Genomic DNA, 24,243 nt, shown 5'->3' on the forward strand with positions numbered 1-24,243 from the left:
GTTGATGAAAGTCTGAACTTGGGTCTGAATCGAACGATGAACTTTATGTTCTGAGCGATATTAGTGTACCCGAGTTCAGCTCTCTTTTCTTTGTTAATACTGCTATAAAAATAACAATACAAGTCTAAAGGAGTGATTTTATGGCAGCGTTAGCGGAGATAAAATCGTATCGAGAAGTAATAAGAAACAAGGTCTCGATACAAATTTCAATAGTGATTGAAATTTACTCGACCTGACAAGAATTGAGAAACTAGAAAAGACTGGAGGAATAAGAATCAGGAGTAAAGAACCAAGACAAGCGTTAAAACGATTACGATGTAGGAGCAATGGTATCGAAGCCAGAGCGGAAAATGAAATTAGAATTAAGTAATGAGAATTGAGTATTTAGAATATAAAGTCTAGACTCTAGAAACAAGAAAATTTGAAGATATGTTGATGTGAAGATGTAGATAAGAAAAAACAACTTTTAACCTTTCAACCTTGAACTCTATTGTCACTTCGAGTGATTTTATTGCAGCGATAGCGGAGATAAAATAGTATCGAGAAGTAATAAGAAACGAGGTCTCGATACAAATTTCAATTATCATCGAAATTCACTCGACCTGACGGTAGATGAGGAAAATAGAAAATAGAAAATAGAATATAGAGAATAGACGAGAGAGTCTTGATTCTGGAAGCAGGAAACAAGAAATAAGATGAGTGTCATATCAACAATCCCGATAGCTATCGGGAGAGAGATCTAATTCAACCGAGAAAAGAAAGATGATTTGAAAATGTGTTGATTTGAAAATGAAAAACATAACTTTAAATCTTTAACTTTTTAATTTTGAACTCAACTGTAGCGACGGCTAAGTAATTACGATGTAGGAGCAATGGTATCGAAGCCAGAGCGGAAATTGAAATTAGAATTAAGTAATGAGAATTGAGTATTTAGAATATAAAGTCTAGACTCTAGAAACAAGAAAATTTGAAGATACGTTGATGTGAAGATGTAGATAAGAAAACACAACTTTGAACCTTTCAACCTTAAACGCTACTGTCACTTCGAGTGATTTTATTGCAGCGTTAGCGGAGATAAAATAGTATCGAGAAGTAATTGGGGGACGAGGTTTCGATACAAATTTCAATAGTGATTGAAATTTACTTGACCTGACAAGAATTGAGAAAAGAGAGAATAGAATATATACTAGAGACGCTAGATTTTAGTAACAGTAAGAAAGAATCAAAACGTTCGCTTTATCCGGAAACCTGCCCGTCCAGCAGGTGGGGTTGCTGCTTTTTTGGTAATGACAAAAAAGTAGAGAGAAGTAATAAAAAAACAATAAATTAACCTATAACCATTATTAAATGGCACAATATTCAAGAATAGCAGTAGCAGAGCAAATGAAAGCAACAGGAATTGTTCCTGTGTTTTATCACGCCGATGTGCAAACCTGTAAAGATATTTTAAAAGCCTGCTACGATGGCGGCGCTCGTGTGTTCGAGTTTACCAATCGCGGGGATTTTGCCCACGAGGTATTCGCCGAGCTGGTGAAATACGCCACTAAAGAATTACCTGGAATGATGTTGGGCGTAGGTTCGGTGATCGATGCAGGAACTACCGCTTTATACCTTCAGTTGGGCACGAACTTCATCGTTTCCCCATTGATCAATGCTGAAATGGCCAAAACCTGTAACCGTAGAAAAGTAGCCTGGATGCCGGGTTGCGGTTCCGTAACCGAAATTAATTATGCTGAGGAACTGGGCGCTGAAGTCGTTAAGATTTTTCCCGGTTCCCAGGTCGGTGGTCCTTCGTTTGTTAAAGCCGTAATAGGCCCTTTACCCTGGTCTAGTATTATGCCTACCGGTGGTGTTTCTCCTACCGAAGAAAATTTAAAAGAATGGTTTTTGGCCGGAGTTCATTGCGTAGGTATTGGTTCTAAGTTATTTCAAAAAAAAGAAGACGGTAGTTTCGATTTGAAGAAAATAGAGGAGAAGGTCCAGGAAACCCTTCAAATTGTAGAAAGTTTAAAGAAATGATTTCAACCAAAAGGAAAACAGCAGTAAGTGTTCTACTGGCTTTTACTTTGGTTTTTTCAGCTTGTAAAGAAGAAAGAAAAAACCAGGTCATTCGTCTGGGGCACGGCTTGGACGTCACCCATCCCGTACATAAAGCCATGAAATTTATGGCAGATCGAGTTGAAGAAAAGTCCAAAGGCCAATTAAAAGTTGTCATTTATCCAAGTCAGCAACTAGGCACCGAAAGGGAACTGGTAGAGCTTTTACAAATCGGTAGTTTAGGAATGACCAAAGTTTCAACTGGGGTCGTAGAAAATTTTGCGCCGGAATTAAAGATTTTTGGATTACCATTTTTATTTGAAGGTAGAGAACATCGGTTTAAAGTTTTAGAAAGTAAAATAGGTGAAAATTTATTAGAGGCCAGTGTGCGAAATCGTTTGAAAGGATTGACTTTTTACGATGCCGGAAGTAGAAGTTTTTACAGTACCCAAGCATTAAATTCCCCTGCAGATTTAAAAGGGCAGAAAATACGGGTAATGGAAAGCCAGACCGCTATCAATATGGTAAAATACTTGGGCGGTTCGCCAACCCCCGTAAGTTGGGGAGAATTGTATACCGCATTACAACAGGGAATTGTAGATGGCGCTGAAAATAACCTGCCCAGTTTTTACCTGTCCTACCATTACGAAGTGTGTAAGCATTATATGGTCGATGAGCATACGGCGCTTCCGGATGAACTTTTAATAAGTACCATAGTTTGGGATAAACTTTCAAAACAAGAGCAAAAATGGTTAAAGGAAGCAGCGATGGAATCTTCAGAATATGAAAAAAAGATTTGGCGTGAAGCCGAATTGCATGCCTTAGAAGAAATAAAAAAGGCTGGCGTAAAAGTTACTTATCCAGAAAAAGAACAATTTAGGGAAATGGTTCAACCAATGTATGATGAATTTAAGAAAGACCCGCAGATGAAGAAAACCATTGAAGCCATTCAAGCTGTAAAATAATAGTGAATGATGAAAAAAATATTAGATAAAATATTGGGAAGCATATTGGTCTTTTTAATGGCTTTTATTGTACTTGCCGTTTTATGGCAGGTGTTTTCTCGATATGTGCTACAGAATCCAAGTTCCGTAACCGAGGAGATTGCCCGATATTTAATGATTTGGATCGGAATTTTAGGAGCCGCTTATGCTTCAGGACAGCAAGAACATTTAGCCATTAATATACTTCCGCCTAAGTTAAATGAGCGCAATCGTATTCGCCTGCGAATAGGCATCAACATTCTAATTATTCTATTTGCGGTATCTGCGTTAATTATTGGTGGCGGTAATTTGGTGTACATCAGTTATTTGTTGGGGCAAACTTCCGCGGCCTTAAATTTACCCTTATCGGTAGTGTATGCGGTGTTGCCTATAAGTGGTATCCTGATTATTGTCTATAAATTGAATGAAGTGTTCAAGCCTAAAAAATACTTGCTATGATTGCAGAAATATTATTATTGGTCATTTCGTTTTTAATCCTGTTAAGTATAGGGGTTCCTGTAGCCTGGTCTATTGGTATTTCCTGTTTATTAACTTTAGCCGTTTCTATAGATTCGCTTGCGGCATTTACTACAATGGCACAACGCATGGCAACGGGGCTGGACAGTTTTTCCTTATTGGCTATTCCGTTTTTTATTCTCGCAGGACAAATTATGAATCAGGGTGGGATTGCGCATCGGCTTATTAATTTTGCGAAAGCCCTTATTGGTTCGATGCCTGGCGGATTGATTTATGTAAATGTGATTGCCGCGATGCTTTTTGGAGCCATTTCAGGATCAGCAGTAGCAGCCGCTTCAGCCATTGGAGGAATCTTAGGGCCACCGATGGAAAAAGAAAATTATTCCAAAGAATTTGGTGCTGCCATTAATGTAACTGCATCCACCACCGGATTGATTATTCCGCCTTCCAACGTATTAATTGTCTATTCATTGGCGAGTGGTGGAGTTTCGATTGCGAGTTTATTTTTAGCCGGTTATATTCCAGGAATTTTAATGGGATTAGCGCTAATGTTAGTTGCTGCTGTTTGGATTAAAAAGAAAAAATACCCACCGGGAGAAAAAACCAGTGCCAAGAAAATAGCCACTACCTTTTTAGATGCCTTACCCAGTTTATTATTGCTGGTAGTCGTGATAGGCGGAATCGTTTCCGGGATTTTTACCGCGACAGAAGCTTCCGGAATTGCCGTTTTATACACTCTAATTCTGGCCATTATTTACAGGGAAATCAACTTAAATAAATTACACAAAATCTTTTTAAGTTCGGTAGTCACCACTTCAATTGTCTTATTATTAATCGCCACTTCCATGGGAATGTCCTGGGTGATGTCTTTTGAAAATATTCCGCAGACGGTAAGCGATGCCTTACTAGGTTTGAGTGATAATAAATATGTGATTCTTATTATCATTAATTTATTATTGCTTTTTGTAGGGACATTTATGGATATGACGCCGGCTATCTTAATTTTCACCCCTATTTTCTTACCTATTATGAAAAGTCTAGGGGTAGATCCGGTTCATTTTGGGATGATTATGGTCATGAATTTATGTGTAGGCTTATGTACACCGCCGGTAGGATCGGTATTATTTATTGGAGTAGGAGTGGCCAAAACCACTATTCAAAAATTAATGAAACCCTTGCTGCCACTTTATATAGCCATGGCAATTATCCTGTTATTGGTTACTTATTTACCACAAATAAGCCTTTGGTTACCAAGTTTATTTGAATAAAATGCTTAGAGAATTTATACAAAATGAAAATATTAAATAGACAAAACGCCAATATCACAGAGCCTTTACCTATAAAAGTGGTTCAGTTTGGCGAAGGAAACTTTTTAAGGGCCTTTGTTGATTTTGTGATTGATAAATTAAATAAAGAAGCCAATTTTAATGCCGGTGTAGCCGTAATTCAGCCTTTAGCTGGCGGATTATTAGAACTACTGAATGAACAAGACGGGTTGTACAACCTGTTTATGAAAGGTGTGAAGGAAGGCGAAGAAATTCAGGAGCAGCGTACCATTTCCTGTGTTCAGAAAGGAATAAATCCCTATAAGGATTACGATGAATATTTAAAATTAGCCGAAGAAGAAAGCTTAGAATTCATTATTTCGAATACTACAGAAGCCGGAATCGCTTATGACGAGTCAGACACTTTAGAGGGAAAGCCGCACAACAGTTTTCCGGCCAAATTAACTGTATTATTGTATAAAAGATTTCAACATTTTAAAGGAGATAAAGCAAAAGGATTAACGATCATTCCCTGTGAATTAATTAATTACAATGCCGATACTTTAAAGAAAATTATCCTTCAATATGCCGAGTTATGGGAGTTGGAATCCGATTTTGTAAATTGGATCAATAACAGCAACAGCTTTCATAACACGCTGGTAGATCGTATTGTCCCCGGTTATCCAAAAGATGATATCGAAAGTTACCAAAGCAAATTAGAATTAGAAGATAAATTAATTGTTTCTGCAGAAGTATTTTTACTGTGGGTGATTGAAGGCGGGGAAGGATTAAAAGCAAAAATTCCGTTCGATCAAATCGATGAAAACATTTTAGTGGTAGAAGATATGCAGCCTTACCGAACCCGAAAAGTTCGAATTTTAAATGGTGCACATACCACGATGGTTCCTTTTTCTTTACTCTTCGGAAATGAAACCGTTAAAGAAACCGTAGATCACGAATTTACCGGAGCTTTTGTAAGAGAAGCTATTTTTAATGAAATTATTCCCACACTTTCCTTACCTGAAGAAGAATTAAAAACATTCGCTGAAGAGGTCTTAGATCGATTTAGAAATCCGTTTATCAAACATCAATTGGCGAGTATCGCTTTAAATTCCGTTTCAAAATTTAAGGTCAGGGTGTTACCAAGTTTGTTAGCTTTCCAAACGAAATGTAATCGATTACCTTTACATTTAACCTTTGCTTTTGCTTGTTTAATTCGGTTTTACAGAGGAGAATGGAACAATCAAAACCTTCCCATCAATGATGATGAAAGTATCGTGACCGAATTAAAACGGATTTGGGAGTTGCATAGTTATCAGGAAATAAGTGAGCAAGCACTGAAAAACGAAAAATTCTGGGATCAGGATTTAACGCAAGTTCCGGGATTAAAAGATCAGGTAGCAATGGCGTTGGAATTGATCGAAACCAAAGGCATAGAAGAAGGCTATAAAAAATTTACAGGGAAGTAAACCTGCAATTTTAGATCAATTTAGACCTCACTGGTTTTTGAAACCTGTGAGGTCTGGAACAAAAAATGACAGAGTTTTTAAAATTTTTGAGGCCTGGAGGACAATAAAAATCCTACGAAGCCCAAAACTTTGAAGGACTAAAAATTGAAGAAGATGAAGAATAAATTAATAAAAGTACATCCCGAAGATAATGTCGCCATTGCGCTAACCGATTTATGGCAAGGTGATAAGTTAGATTTTGAAGGTGAAGAAGTGATCGTTTTGTCTGATGTAAAAGCTAAGCATAAAATCACGATGGTCGATCTTGAACCAGAAAGTAAGATTTATATGTATGGCGTTTTAGTAGGTAAAGCAACTTCAAGCATTAAACGCGGTGATGTGCTCACCGTAGATAATGTAAAACACCAAGCCAGTACAACTACCGAAAAAACAGCAACTGTTTCGTACACAGCGCCTGATATTTCAAAGTGGAAAGAGCGCACGTTTATGGGCTACCATCGTAATGACAGACAGGTAGGAACACAAAATGTATGGTTGTTTTTTCCATTGGTTTTTTGTGAAAACAGAAATGTAGAATTGCTGAAAGACGTTTTCGAAAAAGAACTCTCTTTTCATAAATCCAGTAAACAACGAAAATTACTTCGCAATTTAATTAGCGGGGAGAATATTGAATTAAGTGAAGATAAAACCCCAGATGAAGAGCCTATTTTTGATAATGTAGAAGTACGCTTTATAACGCATCAAGGAGGCTGCGGCGGTATTCGACAGGATTCGGTTTCTTTATCAAAATTACTGGCCGGTTATGTAAATAATCCCAATGTGGCCGGAGCAACAGTATTGAGTTTAGGTTGTCAGAACCTTCAGATCGATATTTTTCAAAATGCTTTAGATGCTATTAATCCAGAGTTAGATAAACCTGTTTTAATTTACGAACAGCAGCAAGAAGGCACGATTGATGAAATGTTGAATAAGATTATTCGGGATTCTTTCGATGGCATTAAAAAAGCTAATGAAATTCAGCGTCAACCCGCTCCCTTATCTAAACTGAAATTAGGTTTAGAATGTGGAGGATCTGATGGTTTTTCGGGAATTTCAGCAAATCCTTCCTTAGGTTATGCATCCGATTTACTTGCAGCATTAGGCGGTTCACCAATTCTATCAGAATTCCCCGAGTTATGTGGAGTAGAGCAGGAGTTAGTCAATAGATGTGTGGATGAAGAAAAAGCAAAACGTTTTCTAAAACTAATGCGTGCCTATGAAGATGCCGCTGAAGCTTCCGGTTCAGGTTTTGATATGAATCCATCTCCCGGAAACATCAAAGATGGTTTAATTACCGATGCGATGAAATCTGCCGGAGCAGCTAAAAAAGGAGGAACTTCACCTATTCAGGATATTTTAGATTACGGCGAATACGTAACCAAACCTGGATTAAATTTATTGTGTACCCCAGGTAACGATGTAGAAAGTACTACCGCAATGGTAGGTTCGGGCGCTAATGTGGTCGTATTCACCACCGGATTGGGGACACCCACAGGGAATCCAATTGCGCCGGTAATTAAGGTAGCTTCCAATTCCATTTTAGCAGGAAGAATGCCAGATATTATCGATATTGATAGTGGTGCCGTTATCAAAGGTGAAAAAACAATCGAGGAAATGGGAGAAGAAATCCTGGAATATATCATCGACGTAGCTAGTGGAAAAATCACCGCTAAAGCCGATCAGAATGATCAAAACGATTTTATTCCATGGAAAAGAGGAGTTTCTCTATAAATTTCGATTAGAAGAATCTCTAATATAAAGTTCGGGAGCAAGTACCACCTTTTTTTCGGCAGTGAGTATTTGGCTTTCGATTTGTTCTAAAAATACCTGAGCTGCAATCTTTCCCATTTCAAAAGGGGTCTGATCTACCGAGGTAATCGGTAATTCCATATATTTTGTAAAGGGTTCATTACTAAAGCCTACTACGCAAACTTCTTTGGGGATTTTGATGCCTATTTTTCTTAATTCCTGAATCGCTCCCAAAGCTGCGTAATCACTAGCAGAAAAGATTGCATCGGGTTTTTCTTCAAATTCCCATAATTCTTTTACGGCAGAAATTCCTGATTCGAGTTTACTATTTACCTGTAAACTAAAGCGACTTAGAGGAGTTATACCATGATCTTTTAATGCTTTTAAATATCCCTGATGCCTGTTTTTGTATATCTCAACACTAAGATCACCTGAAAAATGAGCGATCTTTTTACATCCCTGCTTGATTAAATGTTGTGTGGCAAGATAGCCGCCTTTAAAATCGTCGATGATTACTGAGCTTAAACCGGGCACATCTTTTTTCCGATCAAAAAACACCAAAGGCGTATTTTCAGCAAGTGCTTTTTGAATATGGGAGGTATCTTGTGTGGTTTTAGCAACCGACATAAAGATACCATCTACCTGAGTATTTAAAAGAGTATCGATTTGCTTAATTTCATTATCTACATCTTCATGACTCTGGCAGATAATAACATGATATCCATGTGGAGAAAGTTCTTCCTCGATACCACGGATTACACTAGAAAAAAAACTTCGATTTATAAAAGGTACGATCACTCCAACATTATTGGTGCGTCCACTTTTTAAAGCTTGTGCCAATCTGTTTTGCTTATAGTTCATTTTGGCAGCGGTTTTTAAAACAAGCTCACGAGTTTTTTGGCTAATCTTTGGATTGTTGTTTAAGGCTCTTGAAACTGTAGCCGCACTTATATTAAGCTTTTTAGAAATATCATATATGGTAACCTTTTCAGCCATGTATTTTTAATCCAGGATTAAATTTAATTTTAAATAAAATATGCCACAATATAAGAATTCGATTTAATAAGCTTTGTTGCGACTCAGTTATTCTTAGTATTGAAGAATCATTATTTTTCAACAGTAATTTATTTCAGAGATATTTTTAAAATGGATTTTTTTGGCATATTGATAATTAAACTATAAATTAGTGTAATCGATTACAGGGAGATCGGAAAACTTATAAATATTCAGCTCTAAAAATCTCAAGCTAAAGAATATAAGTTTTATAAGAAAAGGAACTTTTGAAAAACTGATATTGATATTCTTTTGAATTACTAGAACGTTATCGTAGATAGATAGGGATAATGGTTTTATAAAAGCTATGGAAAACTGAATTACTAATTATTAATATAAAAGAATAATGCGAAAGGTAAATAAAGATTACAGCACATTTCTAATTGCTTTTGCCTTAATGTTGGGAATGGGCATGCTTAATAAAATTAATGCACAGGATTTTAAAACTATAGCGGGTAGTGTTACTTCAGAAGAAGGAGTAGCCCTAAAAGGAGTAAATATCTTTGTTCCTAATACCAGTTTTGGTAGTGTTACCGATGCTGAAGGAAATTTTGAATTGCAAATTCCGGAAGATTCAAAAGTTGTTCTTACCTATATTGGTTTTGAAACGAAAACGATTGATGTGTCAAAAACAACTGATTTTCAGTTGAAATTGCAAAAAGAAAAAAGTATGCAGGAAGATACAATTATTGTGAGTTATAATAAGGATGTAGGAAAACCAAAATCTCGGATTCTAAAAATAGAATAGATAAGATTTTAAACAACAGCGCAATTTATCAATAGTTGGGTTGATGTTTAGATTATTTAAGTTGAATTAGTTATTTACAAGAGAAGCCTGTATGTACATGCTTCTCTTTGACTCAATAATCGAGGTTGAATGATCCGATCTGGTTTCGAAAACTTCTATCGGGATCTGGACGTCCAGAAATAAAACATAATTTGATTTATTAGCTTTCCCTTAAGTATTTTAATTGCTATTAATATATGTGTAATCTCTAAAAAAGGATTTTAATAGTTTTTCTTGTCTATTTACTTAGCTTTAATTTTTAAGGCTAGTTTCGCTTTATTTCCCTAAACCGGATTATTATGGATGGCGTAAATATGATCGGTAAAATACGATAAGGATACCGTTTAATTTTTAATATTTTTATTATAATTTAAATGTTTTATATGTTAAAATTTTATTAAAATTATTATGTTTGGATATTTGCAGTGTCAATGCCTTCTAAAATTTTTTATCTGTGCATTGCAGTTTGTGGCAGATATTTAAATAATCTTTTATGAATACTCAAACTTCGAGAATTTACTTATTGTTTTTATTGGTTTTTACGGCTTGTCGTACTGAAGATAAAGAATTAGTATCAACCGAAAAATCTCCTTTATTTAATCTTCTAAGTCCTTCTCTAACCGGTATTGATTTCGAAAATACGCTCACGGAAACCAAAAAAAATAATATCATTACTTACGAATACATTTATAACGGTGGTGGAGTGGCCATAGGAGATGTGAATAATGATGGTTTTCCTGATATATACTTGTCTGGGAATCAAGTGAAAAATAAGCTTTTCTTAAATAAAGGAGGTTTGAAATTTGAAGACATTACCACAAAAATTCAATTAGAAGAAAAAGAAGGCTGGAAAACTGGTGCAGCAATGGCAGATATTAATGGTGACGGCCTTATTGACATTTATTTATGTTATTCCGGCAATGCTCCACAGGAAGGGATGACAGCCCCCCTGATTAATGATTATAAGCCCAGATCAAATCAGTTATTTATAAATCAGGGACTCGATAAAAATGGTTTACCTACTTTTAAAGAGCAGGCCAAGGAGTATGGTGTTGATGCTATAGGCACTTTTAGCACACAGGCTTATTTTTTGGATTATGACCTGGATGGAGATCTTGATTTATTTTTGCTCAATCACGCTAATAAATTTTACAATATATTTTTTAATGTGACTATGTTGCGGAGCAAGCGACATCCTTATTATGGTAATCAACTTTATGAAAATCAGGGTGATAAATTTGTAGAAGTGTCTGAAAAAGCGGGAATTGATGGTACAGGAATCAACTTTGGTCTGAGTGCGGCAATCAGTGATTTAAATAAAGATGGATACCCTGATATTTTTGTAACAAATGATTATTCTGAACAGGACTTTTGTTATTTGAATAATGGTGACGGTACTTTTACCGAAACCTCAAAAGCCTCTTTTGCACATTTCTCGAAATACTCCATGGGATCTGACGTAGCCGATATCAATAATGATCTAAATCCGGATTTGTTTGTGGTAGATATGCTTCCCGAAGATAATTACCGACAAAAAGTGCTGAAAGGACCAGATGAATATAATAAAACGCAACGTCTTATTGATAGTGGTTATCACCAGCAGTATATGCGGAATAACCTACATTTAAACAAAGGTCTGGATCCCAAGGGAAACTTGCGTTTTACAGAGGTAGGACAACTTGCAGGGATTTCTAATACCGATTGGAGTTGGGCACCTTTGTTTGCTGATTATGATAATGACGGATTTAAAGATGTTATTATTAGTAATGGATATCTTAGAGATTATAGCAACCTCGATTTCAACAATTATACGGTCCATGAAGCCTATGCACGTGCTCAGTCTACCGGGGAAAAGCTCGATTTAGGACTGTTGATCAGTAAAATTCCTTCTACTAAGGTTTCCAATTATATCTATAAAAATGTTGATGGGCTACTTTTTGAAAATAAAACTGAAGACTGGGGGCTTAAGCTTAAGACGGTTTCTAATGCTATGGCTTATGCCGATTTTGATAATGATGGTGATCTTGATCTAATTATCAATAATCTTAATGATCCGATTTTGTTTTATGAAAACCTCGAAAATGAGCAGTTTTCAAATAACTTTCTTTCGCTAACCTTGAGAGGCGAAGGTAAAAATACACAAGCTTTAGGTACTAAGGTGATTCTTAATTTTGCAGACGGAAGCCATATCTATCAGGAGGCCTATTATATAAGAGGTTTTCAATCTTCGGTAGAACCTAAAATGAACATTGGCTTGGGTAGGAGCAGAAGTCTGGAAAGTCTCGATGTGATCTGGCCTTCTAAAAAGCTTAGCCATATTGAAAATGTGCAGATCAATCAACTGCTTTCATTAAATGAAGCAGATGCAACCGATATTTATCAATACGATACCATTTCTTCAGATGGATTTTTTAAAGACATTACCGCAACTTCTAATATAGATTTTGCACATAAGGAAAATGCGTATGTCGATTTTAATTATGAAAGTCTTATTCCGTATCAGGTATCTAAAACCGGTGGGAAGGTAGCTGTAGGTGACGTCAACAATGACGGTAATGATGATATCTTTTTCCTGGGAGCAAGGGGACAGGCTTCTAAGTTATATTTAGGGCTTGAGAATGGAAAGTTTAAAGATTTTAATGCCAATCAACCATGGGGTAGTGCTGAAGATATTGTGCATGAGGATTACGATGCTCTGTTTTTTGATGCTGATGGTGATGGTGATCTGGATTTGTATGTGGTAAGCGGAGGAAATGAAGAGTTTAATGGCGATAACTATTATCAGGATCGCCTATACCTTAATGAGGGTAATGGAATATTCAGCAAAAATGAAAATGCCTTACCTGATATGAAGTTTAGCGGAGGTGTTGTTAAAGCAGCAGACTATGATAAAGATGGTGACCTGGATTTGTTTGTGGGGGGAAGAATTTCCGGTGGAAATTATCCAATGCCGCCTAGAAGTACCTTGCTTAAAAATGAAAGTACAGAAACTACAGTAAAATTTAGTGTCAACCGAAGCTATGATCTCGAGCAGGTGGGGATGGTGACCGATGCAGAATGGGTAGATCTGGATGGTGATACCTGGCCCGATTTGGTTTTAACCGGAGAATGGATGCCTGTAAGCATCTTTAAAAATAATCGAGGTGTTTTAAAAAATCAAACTGAGGAAGCAGGTCTCCAAAACTCAAATGGATGGTGGTTTAGTTTGGAAGCGGGTGATTTTGATAACGATGGTGATATTGATTTTTTGGCAGGTAATCTTGGAGAAAATACTCAGTTTAGAGCTTCGGTTACAGAGCCTATGCGTTATTATATTCAGGATATTGATAATAATGGACGTATTGATCCCATTTTAACCTATTATATTGATGGAGTGAGCTATCCATGGCCTACACGTGATGAATTAATGGCGCAGGTTTCATCCCTAAAAAAGCAATACGTTTCTTACGATAGTTATGCAAAAACCAATACCGATCAATTTTTAAAAATCAATAATATAGAGCCTCGTTTTACCTTAGAAATTTATACACTGGCCTCTTCTTTTATAGAGAACAATGGCGATGGGACTTTTAGTGTAAAATCCCTGCCAAAACCTATTCAGGATTCTGCTATTCAGGATTTTGTGTATTCTGATTTTGATGGAGATGGTAATGCTGAGGTCCTTACCGCTGGCAATTTATTCCCATTTAGAGTAAGCCAGGGGGCACTTGATGCCTCTTTCGGAGCATTTTTAAAATTCAATAAGAATAATTTCGGACTTATGCCCCAATCAGATAAGCTTTGGTTAGATGGTGATATTAAGTCCCTCCATATTTTAAAGCATAAATCAGGTAAAAAACAATTGCTGGTTTCGCGAAATAATGACCGTCCTGGCCTGTTTACTTATTAAACCGGATATATGAGAATGGTTTTCATTTATTGGAATTGAAAAGTTTTTAGATTTTGCAGGATGATACGCTATGCGAAAATATCTATGTTCTATATTCAAATTGACGAAATCAATTTTAATTGATATAAAAATCGTTTTAGAACTATAGTGGTATTGGATTTCTAAAAATGAAATTTAGAATTTTAATATTCTAAAAATGCGCCTCAGTCTTTATTTTCAATAAAAAGAATTAGTCATTCTCATATTCAATTCGCAATGTTTCAAATAATTTTGCGATCGCAATATTTAGTTCGTTGTTGATTTTGTTCATTTTAAGAATAGAATCTATAAGCTTATTTTCCCTTGTGTTGATGTAGAATATAGAACTTTCGCCCATTTCGAATAAGCGTTTTTCAGCTTCTACCATAATTTCGCTTTCGTTTACGATATTGCTTACTATGGCCATTTGTTCTTGTAAACTAAGAATCTCCCTCTCTGTAGCTTTTATTTTGTTGCTCAATTTCCAGGCACTCTCAGATAACTTAAATTCTGCCTGTTCTCTTTTAACTTTAGAAAGCCTTAAATCTCCACGTTCTTTCCGTAGAAATAATGGAAAGCTCACTTTAACTCCGGCTTTATAATTATTTGTATTTATATAGTCCGGCTCGTTTATCTCTTCGGAAAGAAAGTTATACTCTACATCGATTTTTGGAAGAAGTTTATTTCTTTTGAGTCTAATATCAAGATCATAAGCTTCTAAATCATAATTTAAAGACTGTAATTTTGGGTGGTCTTCTATAGTTGTGGCATTGCCTAATAGCTGTTCGATTCCTAAAACTGAAGTAAAATCTACGGTCTCGGGAGACGGTTTCATTTGATCTTCCAGTTCCAACGGGATATCTTCTATCCAGAGATAGTTACTTAAGGCAAGTTTGGCTTTTTGAAGTTTTAGTTCTGCCTGCTTAAGATCTAGTTTCCTGCTTCGCACCGTAATCATGGTTTCTACGGTATCTATAGCTGGGGTTTCCCCAAGTCGGCTGGATGTAGCAATACCTTCAAACCGAATTAGGGCATTTTCTAAAAACTCTTCGTAAACCGATGTGTTTTGAAAATAGTAAACCCAATCTGCATAAGCTTTTGTAGCATCGGCCAGCACCTGGTTTACCTGGATGTTCCGCTCTAATTGTGATTGCTGCTGAAAGATTTTTGCCTGTTTAAGATTGTTCATTCTTTCGTTATAAAGCAATCCCTGCGCAAGCCTAATATTTACTCCGGCACTCCACAAACCATCGTCGGGCGTGTTATTTTCCGGGTTTAGATAATATCCTTCATTCTGTTCGTAGCCTGCTTTAAGATCAATACCATACCAGGTAGGAATTTTAAAAGTTCCGTGCCATAGTGAGTAATATTCAGTTCCATGAAAGTTTTTTTCTTTCATTCCGCCTTCAAGCTTGGGATCAAAAGCCCCTCTCGATTTTAATAATTTTGCTTCGGCACCTGAGAGTTCAAGATTAGCTTGTGCTACGATCGGGTGGTAGCGTTTTACCATAGCAAGGAACTCTTCCAGCGTAAAGATTTCCGATTCTTGTTCTTGCGCATTTCCGAAGAAAATACAAAAAACAGAAAAGTAAAATAAACAAATAAATTTTCGCATATTACTTCTTAGCATCTTTCGAATCGCTTTTCTTTCCGTCTTTTTCTTTTTCCGCGCTGGTATAATAGTTTGGAGGGAATCCATTTAAATTTCTCCAAAGCTCATACCAAATTGGAACATCTTCCAGTAAAGCCAGGGTTCTTGCACCAGAGCCTACACGTAAAGCCTCCGGCCATGCGTGTTTTTCTCGTTCTTTTAGATCTGGGGCAAGTAGAATTCGATATTTACCATTATCGCTTATAAAATTTTCTATCGCCACGACTTTTGCTCCATATGTACCGTAAGAAGCATTAGGCCATCCACTAAATACGATTGCTGGCCATCCGTCAAACTGAACCCTTACATGATCACCGATACTTATTAATGGTAAATCGATAGGTTTTACATAAGTTTCCACGGCAATATCAATGTCTGATGGCATAATAGTCACCAGTTTTTCACCTTCTTTAAAGGTTTCTCCCAAACCTTTAATTAAGGCGCGGTTAATGTATCCATTTTGCGGCGCACGGATATAAAGCAGATTTTTTCGGATTTGATAATTGGATAGCGAATTTTCTAATTTAGAGACTTGTGCCTGGGCATCAAACCTCGATGAATTAGCCGTAGAGATCTCTCCCTCAATCTTATTGATTTTATCGATATAATTGGCTTCTATACGATTAACCTCCATAATCGCATTAAGCAACTCGTTTCTACTGCTTAATAATTTATTTTCCAGGTCGATAACTTTGGCCTGGGATTCCTGAAATTTTGATTGTTTGGTTTCTAAATCCAGTCTTGATTTTAAGCCCTCTTCGTATAATTCGGTAGTACGGGTATATTGCCTATCGGCAATACTTAAGTTTACCCTGGCAGCTTCTAAAGAAATACTGTCACTATTAATTTTAAGTTCGGCCTGTTTTCTTTTATTCCTGGTTTGTTCTAATTTTAATTCTCTTTCACGTTGTATAGCCGCCAACTGTCGTTGTAAGGCATCAATCTTTTGTCCATAAGATGCGAAGGAATTACTTTTTGAAGCTAATTGATCTCCTGTCCTTTCCACCAAAAGGGGGTCAAAATATTCGTTTTTTACTTCAGTAATATGTAAGATAGTATCCCCTTTTTCTACATAATCACCTTCCTGAACATACCATTTTTGGATTTGTCCCGGGATGGGTGATTGCAGTGTTTGGGGTCTTTGATCAGGTTTTAGGGTAGTTACGTAACCTCTACCGCTTATGGTTTGCGTCCATGGGAAAAACAGTAGAATTAGTAAAAACACAAAAGTTCCTAATAAAATCCTGGAAAGAAGCTTGTGATGACTTCTCTTCACGATCAGCGAAAAAGCACTAAACTCTTCGAGTTTTATCTTTTCGCCCAATTTTGTATTAGAAAGATTAAGCATTTATTGTTTAATTTTTTATTTGTGTTCTAGGTAAAGCGGTTCAAATTCGTCTAATCGATGCGCATCATCTGCAAGGAAAATACAGGTGTCTTCCCTGTTTACATGTTTCATTAGTGCTTTCTTATCATTTTCTGAAATAATATAGCCTTTCTCTATCATCAGAAGTTTAGGGTCCTTAAGTAAAGCTCTTATCAAACAAATCTTTTTAGCTGTTTTAGCGCCTATTTTTTTATTTCCAGAAAAGATATAAGTGTTTAAAGATTCTGGGAGTTTATTAATATGGTCTAAGACATTAAAATCTTCCAGCATTTGGTATACCCGGTCTGAGCTCATATTAGGATTACTAAGGGTTAAGTTCTCCCAGATGGTGCCTTCAAAAATACTATCGGTATTTAAAAGTAACGCGATTTTATTGCGATAGCTGTCCAGGTTAACATTTGCAATCTCTTCACGGTTAAAATAAATTCTTCCATTCTTGGTTTTCTTCATTCCAGAGAGGTAATGGAAAAAGTCATTTATAACAACTTCTGCGCCCACGATATTGATAAGATCACCTTTGTTGACCACAATATCTGGTACCACGCTTTCTTCAATATGAAGATTTTCTATCTTAATAGGGAAAAGATGCACATCGTTTTCATGAACACCTGTTTTACGATCTAATTTTTTTGAAGTTACTTCACTAATTTTTTCAACAGCGGTTACAACGTCGTAAATAGTTTCAAGACTAAGCCCTATTTTTTCTACAGAATTTATGACGAGGACGATAATAATTTCAGCGGCAACAAATTGGCCAATATTCATTTGTTGATTAATCACCAGCAAACCACCTATTAAAAGTAATCCTAAAGTCACGATAACTTTAAAAACGACCATTTGTTTGTACTGATTTTTAACCGTACCAAAATGCGACTGTCTGTTCTCTAAGTATTTCTCTACAAGATGGTTATTTTTATTTTGTTCGTATTCGTCTGGAAAAATTTTAAAAGTTCTAAAATTTGCAGCGACCTGCTGAATCCAAAAAGCGATATGGTATTTCTTTTTGGATTCCAGAATGCTTGTTTCTAAAGCTTTTGAAAGACTGAATTTAAAGATAATATAAATAAGCACTATCAATAGGATAGCAAAAGCAATAAAAAACGGGTGATAAAACGACAGTAATAGAAGGCCAAAAATAATTTGGATTACCGCTGCCGGAAAATCCAATAGTAATTTCTGCAATCCTTTTTGAAGCGTGAGCACATCAAAAAACCGATTGGATAATTCAGGAGGATAGTAATTTTCTAATTCCCTCACACGCATTTTTGGGAACCGGTAGATAAATTCGAAAGAAGCACGGGTAAATACTTTTTCCTGAATATTCTCTACAAGATCGAGCTGTAGCACCTGTAAAGCGCCGTTAAATCCAACTCCAAGAGTTACCAGACAGGTTAATAAAATCCAGGAAGTAGAAACTTCAGCACCCTGAATAAGATTAATGATTGCCTGTATTCCTAAGGGAAGGGTTAAGCTAATAAGACCTGCAAAAATCGCATAGTATAAAACGTGTAAAATATCCCGTTTTTCGAGTTTTAGCAGATTCCATAGTTTAGTCCAGGGTGAAATTGAACTTTTGGCCATATATTATTAAGTGATTTGTAACTATTTAAAAATGATCGATATAGATTTCGAATCTGTAAATGTAATTAAAAGTTGCGTCCTTGTCTAAAGCTTCAGAATTTTATAACATTCCTTATCCGTGTGCGAAAATAGAATGGGATTATTAAAAATTCTTTATATCGAGATTAAAATACCATTAGAATTTCTTAATAAGCATTAAATTTTTTGTTTACTCCCTGTTTTTATCTGGGTTTTTTGGTATAACATCTAAATAAGGTAAACTTACGATTTATTAACATAGTAGCGAGCGTATACTATTTCTTTTATTGGCATCCTAAAAGTTAGATGATGCCTTAGTACCGAAATTATCCCTGTGCTCTTAAATGGTAAAATAGGTTTTTGATTATTATAAATGATGCCGTTGAAAAAAACATTTCTGGTTGAAAGGTATCTAAAAAAATTGTAAATTTTTTAACCGCATTGGCATTGGCCATATTTTTGTATTCGGCTGCATGGTTTACAAAAAAGACGCTCTTCATTTTAAACTAATTTTTAATTTGTAAGTGCTATAAAATGTTTAGAATTAGACAAGTGTATTTTGCGGTCTATTTTTTATAAAATTTTAGCTTTATAATAACGAATTTCAAGGATAGGATTTTCTATATTTGTACTGCGCTTGCGTATTTCTTTCCAGATAATTAAATATCCATTATTTTAAGTTATAAAATATTTACATTACAAAAAGTTTACATTTTTTGTAAACAATTTGTTATTGCTTCGTTTGTAAAATGCTTATTTCTAGTTTTTTATAAAATAAAACGTAAAACTTTAAAAATCAGAAGGTTCTAAATTGTTTACAAAATTGTGAATAAGTATGATAAGATTTTTGAAAAAAGTGTGCTCTTAGATTGTAATTTTGATTTGAAATTATTGAACGAAATTTCATTGAAAATTTAGGGGAATCATGTGCAAATCATGAGCTGTTGCGCAACTGTAAATTAGCGTTGCTGATAAGCCAGAATACCTTGTTTTTCGTTTCAATGACTTTTGCTTTCGCATAAAAAGTGATGGTCGTGGATATTAAGATTCGAGTTTTTTAGAACAAAATTTTATCGAATAGCATCCTTCCATTTTATTTTATGCCCTTGGTTTTTTGTTTCATTAACAACACAACAGCAGTATGAGTATTTTTGACAAGCGGCTAAATTATAAGCCTTTTGAGTATCCGGGAGTTTTAGATTTTACAGATGCTATTAATCAATCGTTTTGGGTACATTCTGAGGTGGATTTTACCGCAGATGTACAGGATTTTCATTCGCATTTAACCACAGGAGAGAAGGATGTGGTAAAGAAAAGTTTACTGGCAATTGCACAAATTGAAGTTGCTGTAAAATCGTTTTGGGGTGATTTATATAAACATTTACCAAAACCGGAATTTAATGGATTAGGAAGTACTTTTGCCGAATGTGAATTTAGACATTCACAAGCCTATTCAAGACTTTTAGAAGTGTTGGGGTATAATAATGAATTTGCCAAAGTGGTAGAAGTTCCTGCTATTAAAAAACGTATTGCTTATTTAACCGAAGCTTTGGAGCATACCAAAGCTGAGGATCCCAAGGATTATGTGTCTTCTTTGATTTTATTTTCAATTTTGATTGAAAATGTATCCCTGTTTAGTCAGTTTGCCATTGTGTTATCCTTTAACCGTTTTAAGGGAGTAATGAAGAATGTGAGCAATATTATCGCTTGGACTTCAGTAGACGAGCAGATTCATGCTAATGCCGGAATTTATATCATTAATCAGATTCGCGAGGAATATCCGGATTATTTTAATGAAGAAATGACCCGTAAATTAACAGATGTGGTAACCAGATCTATTGAAGTAGAAGAAGAAATTCTGGACTGGATCTTTGAAAACGGGCAGTTAGAAAATATCAATAAAAAGAATCTAATGGATTTTATGAAATTTAGATTAGATGATAGTTTAAAAAGCATAGGACTCCCGAAGCAATACAATATTACTGCAGCTGAATATCAGCCAATGCTTTGGTTTGAAGAAGAAGTTTTTGCCAATAGTTTAGATGATTTCTTTGCCAGACGTCCTGTAGATTATACCAAACACGATAAAAGTATTACTGCATCAGACCTTTTTTAAAATAATCGCCAAACACTAAATACCCGAAACTCCCATGACAACGAACGTAGAAACTCAGCCTTTAATCGCAGACGAACCAAAAAATAAAAGACTTTGGTGGCTTAATGATGAAAGTCAGCAAATCCTTAACCGTGGATATTTACTAAAAGGAGAAACCGTGAAATCGGCTATCGAACGTATAGCAAATGCCTCGGCTAAAAGATTATATAAGCCGGAATTAGCCGAAGCTTTTATCGAAATGATCGAGCGTGGTTGGATGAGTTTAAGTTCACCAATTTGGGCAAATATGGGGACCGAGCGTGGTTTACCCATCTCATGTTTCAATGTCTATGTGCCAGATAATATTGAAGGAATTACCCACAAGCTTGGTGAGGTTATTATGCAAACAAAAATTGGTGGAGGAACGTCTGGATATTTTGGAGAATTACGTGGTCGTGGTAGTGCCGTTACCGATAATGGAAAGAGTAGTGGAGCAACCAGTTTTATGAAGCTTTTCGATACGGCAATGGATACAATCTCTCAAGGTGGTGTACGTCGTGGAGCTTTTGCTGCTTATTTAGATATCGATCATCCGGATATTAAAGAATTTCTGGAAATTAAAAATATCGGTAACCCCATTCAGAATTTATTTTATGGGGTTTGTGTACCAGATTACTGGATGCAGGAGATGATTGAAGGTGATATGGAAAAACGTGAAATCTGGGCTAAGGTTTTAGAAAGTCGCCAGCAAAAAGGGTTACCCTATATTTTATTTAAAGACAATATCAACCGCTTTAAACCTCAGGTTTATAAAGATAAAAACAGAACTATTCACTCCAGTAATCTATGTTCTGAAATTGCATTACCTTCTACTGAAGATGAATCTTTTATCTGTTGTTTGTCTTCCATGAACCTGGAGCTTTACGATGAATGGAAAGATACTGAAGCGGTGAAATTAGCAATCTATTTCTTAGACGGAGTTCTTCAGGAATTTATCGCTAAAACCGAAGGAAATCATTACTTAGCTTCAGCCAATAGGTTTGCCAAAAATCACAGAGCACTTGGTTTAGGAGCTATGGGATGGCACTCTTATTTGCAGAAAAACAGAATTCCGTTTGAAGGAATGCGCGCTAAAGGTTTAACACATCAAATATTTGAAGATATTAGTGCTAAGGCAACCAAAGCGAGTAAAGAACTGGCAACTATTTATGGAGAACCAGAAATGCTTAAAGGTTATGGTCTAAGAAATACCACTTTAATGGCGATTGCACCTACCACTTCGTCTTCGGCAATTTTAGGACAAACTTCACCAGGGATAGAGCCTTTTAGTAGTAATTATTATAAGGCCGGTCTTGCTAAAGGAAACTTTATGCGTAAGAATAAATACCTGAAGCAATTATTGGAAGAAAAAGGACTGGATAACGAAGATACCTGGAGAAGTATCATGCTACATCATGGTAGTGTTCAGCACTTAGAAACCTTAACACAGGAAGAAAAAGATATTTTTAAAACCTTTAAAGAAATTAGCCAGTTAGAAATTATTCAACAGGCATCGGTTAGGCAAAAATTTATCGATCAGGCGCAAAGTTTAAATCTTAATATTCCAGCAGGAGTTCCGGTAAGAGATGTAAACCAGCTAATGATCGAAGCCTGGAAATTAGGGGTGAAAACTTTATATTATCAAAGAAGCCAGAGCGTTTCTAAAGAATTTGTATCTAACATTGTAAATTGTTCAAGCTGTGAAGCTTGATTTTAAGTCAAAATAACAATAAAAAAGCCATCTGATTCAGATGGCTTTTTTATTTTAAAAGAATAGGTTTATTTATTTGTACTGCTAAAGGGCAATTTTAAATCCCCTTATTTATTTTCTTCTTTTCTAAATCCATTTGTTCTTGAAAATGTTTTTCCAAAACCTTTTTTTCATCCATTGTTAAATTTTCAGTAAGACCAATTCGGCTATAAAAATTTATCGTTTCATTATCTTTATGTACAAGTATTACGACAGGATAGCCATTTACGTTTTCTAGAATTTCTAAATTTTCTTCAATTCCTTTAAGCGGTTTCTCGCGATTAATGAAATATTCATAATGCACATCTTTTGCAACAGAAAGGTCAAAAGGATCATCTGTAGGTGGCGCATGAGTAACAATACCTTGAACTTCGTAAAAATCATCTTTTTTATAGTCTGAGTACTTTTTTTCTTCTTTACATGAAGTTAAGAAAAGGCAAACTATAATGAGGATAGCTAAATTTTTTTTCAAAATCTAATTTTAAAATAAATCTTTATAATACTTTTTTGAGTATTTAAATCGGATTCAAAAAATAACTTGTTAAAGTTATTTATAGAGTTAATATAAGCAATTCTGTAAAGACTAACATATTCTGATAATTTTAAAATGATTTAGATTTTAAACAAATTTGAATTTATGATTCGGTGTATACCGCTTAAAAATTTCAACTAATTTTTCTTTATCATCAGGATGAACTTGAGATAAATCAAATTGATATCTTTTAGCATTTGTTTTTATAACTTCCAGGATTTCGTTATGGTAGGTACAGGATGCTATCTTTGAAAATGGAATGTTTGCATCTTTAAACCATTTTAGCCGAATGTTTATTCCGGCTTTGTTCCAATTTACCGTGCGTTTATGAATAAAATATTTCCCAAAAAACATCAGCTGGAAAATAAAGAAAGCTTTATCAATGATAATTTCATAAACCCCAAGACGTTCTCCAAAAATAGCCGAAGTAAATAATAGCGCTATAGAAATAAATACTATGGTGGTATTGAACCAATTATCTAGTCTGTCAAATAGTATTCGCTTCATAGTCCTTTAAATATAATAAAAAATAATATTTAGCGCTACCGTATAAAATAGTATTCGCTGTAATGTATTTTATCTTCATTTGTTTTATCACTGGAAGGTGATTTGTATGGTAAACTCAACCTATAATTTAGTTAAACTTAGTTTTAATAGAATTTTAAGTCTAATATCTTTCAGGAACACCTAACTTGAGAATAAACGAAAAAGAAAAATTGATATGAAAGTTTTAATTATTGGAGCACACGGAAAAGTTGGACAACGCATAGCAAAAGCGATGAGTGCTTCTGAAGATTTTGAACCTACCGCCTTTATTAGAAAAGAAGAGCAACAACCGATTTTTGAAGAAATGGGCGTAAATACAGCTGTAGAAAGTTTAGAAAATACTCCTGAAGCCATTGGCGAAGTGATTAAAAATTATGATGCTGTGGTATTTAGCGCAGGTTCTGGCGGGAAAACCGGTGATGATAAAACCATAGAGATAGATTTGGATGGTGCAATTAAGTCGATTAATCAAGCCGATAAACATGGCGTTAAACGTTTTGTAATGATAAGCGCTTCACATAGTGACGATCGCTCTTATTGGGGAAAAGTAGATGGAATGAAGCCTTATTATACGGCAAAACATTATGCCGATTTAGAGCTGAAAAGAAGTACGTTGGATTACACCATTTTACGTCCGGTAACTTTAACTGATAATGATGAAGCCGGGAAAGTAATAATGACCAGTAATCCGGATAAAGTAAATTCTAAAATTCCAAGGCAAGCTGTCGCAGAAACAGTTTTAGAGGTGCTAAAAGATTCGAAAACCTATGGCAAAGTAATCGAAATGAGTAAAGGAGACGATGAAATAGCTGAAGCTTTAGCAAAATTTTTGTCATAGCTCCTAGTTGTAAAGTCTACCGGGAACTCCTGCTGATAAT

The 24,243-nt window shown here is 35.4% G+C and carries 18 protein-coding genes; 11 read left to right on the forward strand and 7 right to left on the reverse strand.

Annotated elements, in window-relative coordinates; genetic code table 11:
* The first annotated feature begins 1,347 nt into the window (after positions 1-1,347).
* The 6 genes from AC13DP_RS15840 to AC13DP_RS15865 all read left to right on the forward strand — a co-directional run bounded on the left by AC13DP_RS15840 (position 1,348) and on the right by AC13DP_RS15865 (position 8,001).
* Positions 1,348-2,019, forward strand: coding sequence for a bifunctional 4-hydroxy-2-oxoglutarate aldolase/2-dehydro-3-deoxy-phosphogluconate aldolase (locus tag AC13DP_RS15840; RefSeq protein ID WP_347405994.1), 672 nt, complete (start codon positions 1,348-1,350; stop codon positions 2,017-2,019).
* Positions 2,016-3,002, forward strand: coding sequence for a TRAP transporter substrate-binding protein (locus AC13DP_RS15845; protein ID WP_347405995.1), 987 nt, complete (start codon positions 2,016-2,018; stop codon positions 3,000-3,002). The genes AC13DP_RS15840 and AC13DP_RS15845 overlap by 4 nt, the downstream gene beginning before the upstream one ends.
* 6 nt (positions 3,003-3,008) lie before the next feature.
* Complete coding sequence (locus AC13DP_RS15850; RefSeq protein ID WP_013072372.1) at positions 3,009-3,479, forward strand: TRAP transporter small permease; 471 nt, start codon at positions 3,009-3,011, stop codon at positions 3,477-3,479.
* A complete protein-coding gene (locus AC13DP_RS15855; protein ID WP_483068091.1) occupies positions 3,476-4,765 on the forward strand; it encodes a TRAP transporter large permease in 1,290 nt (429 codons plus the stop codon). The genes AC13DP_RS15850 and AC13DP_RS15855 overlap by 4 nt, the downstream gene beginning before the upstream one ends.
* Positions 4,766-4,788: 23 nt before the next feature.
* Positions 4,789-6,231 carry a tagaturonate reductase gene (locus tag AC13DP_RS15860; protein ID WP_483068092.1) on the forward strand — a complete coding sequence of 481 codons (1,443 nt, stop codon included), beginning with the start codon at positions 4,789-4,791 and terminating at the stop codon, positions 6,229-6,231.
* A gap of 153 nt (positions 6,232-6,384) precedes the next feature.
* Positions 6,385-8,001, forward strand: a complete 1,617-nt coding sequence (locus tag AC13DP_RS15865; RefSeq protein WP_483068093.1) for a UxaA family hydrolase — start codon at positions 6,385-6,387, stop codon at positions 7,999-8,001.
* Here the strand turns inward: AC13DP_RS15865 and AC13DP_RS15870 are convergent.
* Positions 7,996-9,015 (reverse strand): LacI family DNA-binding transcriptional regulator, encoded by a 1,020-nt coding sequence (locus tag AC13DP_RS15870; RefSeq protein WP_013072368.1) that lies wholly within the window; start codon positions 9,013-9,015, stop codon positions 7,996-7,998. The genes AC13DP_RS15865 and AC13DP_RS15870 overlap by 6 nt on opposite strands.
* 403 nt (positions 9,016-9,418) lie before the next feature.
* Here AC13DP_RS15870 and AC13DP_RS15875 point away from each other — a divergent pair, with 403 nt between their 5' ends.
* Entirely contained in the window at positions 9,419-9,820 is a 402-nt protein-coding gene (locus tag AC13DP_RS15875) for a carboxypeptidase-like regulatory domain-containing protein (protein ID WP_483068094.1), read from the forward strand.
* Positions 9,821-10,352: 532 nt separating this feature from the next.
* Positions 10,353-13,748, forward strand: coding sequence for a VCBS repeat-containing protein (locus AC13DP_RS15880; protein ID WP_483068095.1), 3,396 nt, complete (start codon positions 10,353-10,355; stop codon positions 13,746-13,748).
* Between the two features lie 229 nt (positions 13,749-13,977).
* On the opposite strand, the gene AC13DP_RS15885 is transcribed toward AC13DP_RS15880, so the two are convergent.
* The 4 genes from AC13DP_RS15885 to AC13DP_RS15900 form a co-directional block, all read right to left on the reverse strand.
* A complete protein-coding gene (locus tag AC13DP_RS15885; RefSeq protein ID WP_228251217.1) occupies positions 13,978-15,381 on the reverse strand; it encodes a TolC family protein in 1,404 nt (467 codons plus the stop codon).
* 1 nt (position 15,382) lies between these two features.
* On the reverse strand, positions 15,383-16,765 hold the full coding sequence (locus AC13DP_RS15890; protein WP_483068096.1) for an HlyD family secretion protein: 1,383 nt from the start codon (positions 16,763-16,765) through the stop codon (positions 15,383-15,385).
* A gap of 15 nt (positions 16,766-16,780) precedes the next feature.
* The gene (locus tag AC13DP_RS15895) at positions 16,781-18,385 is read right to left on the reverse strand and encodes an ABC transporter transmembrane domain-containing protein (protein WP_228251216.1); all 1,605 of its coding nucleotides are present in this window, start codon (positions 18,383-18,385) and stop codon (positions 16,781-16,783) included.
* 344 nt (positions 18,386-18,729) lie between these two features.
* Positions 18,730-18,903: a hypothetical protein gene (locus AC13DP_RS15900; protein WP_483068097.1), complete on the reverse strand. Its 174-nt coding sequence runs from the start codon at positions 18,901-18,903 to the stop codon at positions 18,730-18,732.
* Between the two features lie 641 nt (positions 18,904-19,544).
* Here AC13DP_RS15900 and AC13DP_RS15905 point away from each other — a divergent pair.
* Positions 19,545-20,519 (forward strand): ribonucleotide-diphosphate reductase subunit beta, encoded by a 975-nt coding sequence (locus AC13DP_RS15905; protein ID WP_013072361.1) that lies wholly within the window; start codon positions 19,545-19,547, stop codon positions 20,517-20,519.
* Between the two features lie 34 nt (positions 20,520-20,553).
* Positions 20,554-22,248, forward strand: a complete 1,695-nt coding sequence (locus AC13DP_RS15910; RefSeq protein ID WP_013072360.1) for a ribonucleoside-diphosphate reductase subunit alpha — start codon at positions 20,554-20,556, stop codon at positions 22,246-22,248.
* 97 nt (positions 22,249-22,345) lie between these two features.
* Here AC13DP_RS15910 and AC13DP_RS15915 read toward each other — a convergent pair whose 3' ends face one another.
* Positions 22,346-22,759, reverse strand: coding sequence for a hypothetical protein (locus AC13DP_RS15915; protein WP_347406005.1), 414 nt, complete (start codon positions 22,757-22,759; stop codon positions 22,346-22,348).
* A 147-nt stretch (positions 22,760-22,906) separates the two neighbouring features.
* Positions 22,907-23,326 (reverse strand): hypothetical protein, encoded by a 420-nt coding sequence (locus AC13DP_RS15920; RefSeq protein WP_228251215.1) that lies wholly within the window; start codon positions 23,324-23,326, stop codon positions 22,907-22,909.
* Positions 23,327-23,540: 214 nt separating this feature from the next.
* On the opposite strand from AC13DP_RS15920, the gene AC13DP_RS15925 reads away from it, so the two are divergent.
* Positions 23,541-24,203 (forward strand): SDR family oxidoreductase, encoded by a 663-nt coding sequence (locus AC13DP_RS15925; RefSeq protein ID WP_483068098.1) that lies wholly within the window; start codon positions 23,541-23,543, stop codon positions 24,201-24,203.
* Positions 24,204-24,243 lie beyond the last annotated feature (40 nt).

The organism is Zunongwangia sp. L-65, from assembly GCF_056859415.1.

What these genes read in the sequence shown, in the direction of transcription:
- AC13DP_RS15840 (WP_347405994.1), top strand. Translation starts at nt 1,348, where the DNA reads ATGGCACAATATTCAAGAATAGCAGTAGCAGAGCAAATGAAAGCAACA.
- AC13DP_RS15845 (WP_347405995.1), top strand. Translation starts at nt 2,016, where the DNA reads ATGATTTCAACCAAAAGGAAAACAGCAGTAAGTGTTCTACTGGCTTTT.
- AC13DP_RS15850 (WP_013072372.1), top strand. Translation starts at nt 3,009, where the DNA reads ATGATGAAAAAAATATTAGATAAAATATTGGGAAGCATATTGGTCTTT.
- AC13DP_RS15855 (WP_483068091.1), top strand. Translation starts at nt 3,476, where the DNA reads ATGATTGCAGAAATATTATTATTGGTCATTTCGTTTTTAATCCTGTTA.
- AC13DP_RS15860 (WP_483068092.1), top strand. Translation starts at nt 4,789, where the DNA reads ATGAAAATATTAAATAGACAAAACGCCAATATCACAGAGCCTTTACCT.
- AC13DP_RS15865 (WP_483068093.1), top strand. Translation starts at nt 6,385, where the DNA reads ATGAAGAATAAATTAATAAAAGTACATCCCGAAGATAATGTCGCCATT.
- AC13DP_RS15870 (WP_013072368.1), bottom strand. Translation starts at nt 9,015, where the DNA reads ATGGCTGAAAAGGTTACCATATATGATATTTCTAAAAAGCTTAATATA.
- AC13DP_RS15875 (WP_483068094.1), top strand. Translation starts at nt 9,419, where the DNA reads ATGCGAAAGGTAAATAAAGATTACAGCACATTTCTAATTGCTTTTGCC.
- AC13DP_RS15880 (WP_483068095.1), top strand. Translation starts at nt 10,353, where the DNA reads ATGAATACTCAAACTTCGAGAATTTACTTATTGTTTTTATTGGTTTTT.
- AC13DP_RS15885 (WP_228251217.1), bottom strand. Translation starts at nt 15,381, where the DNA reads ATGCGAAAATTTATTTGTTTATTTTACTTTTCTGTTTTTTGTATTTTC.
- AC13DP_RS15890 (WP_483068096.1), bottom strand. Translation starts at nt 16,765, where the DNA reads ATGCTTAATCTTTCTAATACAAAATTGGGCGAAAAGATAAAACTCGAA.
- AC13DP_RS15895 (WP_228251216.1), bottom strand. Translation starts at nt 18,385, where the DNA reads ATGGCCAAAAGTTCAATTTCACCCTGGACTAAACTATGGAATCTGCTA.
- AC13DP_RS15900 (WP_483068097.1), bottom strand. Translation starts at nt 18,903, where the DNA reads ATGAAGAGCGTCTTTTTTGTAAACCATGCAGCCGAATACAAAAATATG.
- AC13DP_RS15905 (WP_013072361.1), top strand. Translation starts at nt 19,545, where the DNA reads ATGAGTATTTTTGACAAGCGGCTAAATTATAAGCCTTTTGAGTATCCG.
- AC13DP_RS15910 (WP_013072360.1), top strand. Translation starts at nt 20,554, where the DNA reads ATGACAACGAACGTAGAAACTCAGCCTTTAATCGCAGACGAACCAAAA.
- AC13DP_RS15920 (WP_228251215.1), bottom strand. Translation starts at nt 23,326, where the DNA reads ATGAAGCGAATACTATTTGACAGACTAGATAATTGGTTCAATACCACC.
- AC13DP_RS15925 (WP_483068098.1), top strand. Translation starts at nt 23,541, where the DNA reads ATGAAAGTTTTAATTATTGGAGCACACGGAAAAGTTGGACAACGCATA.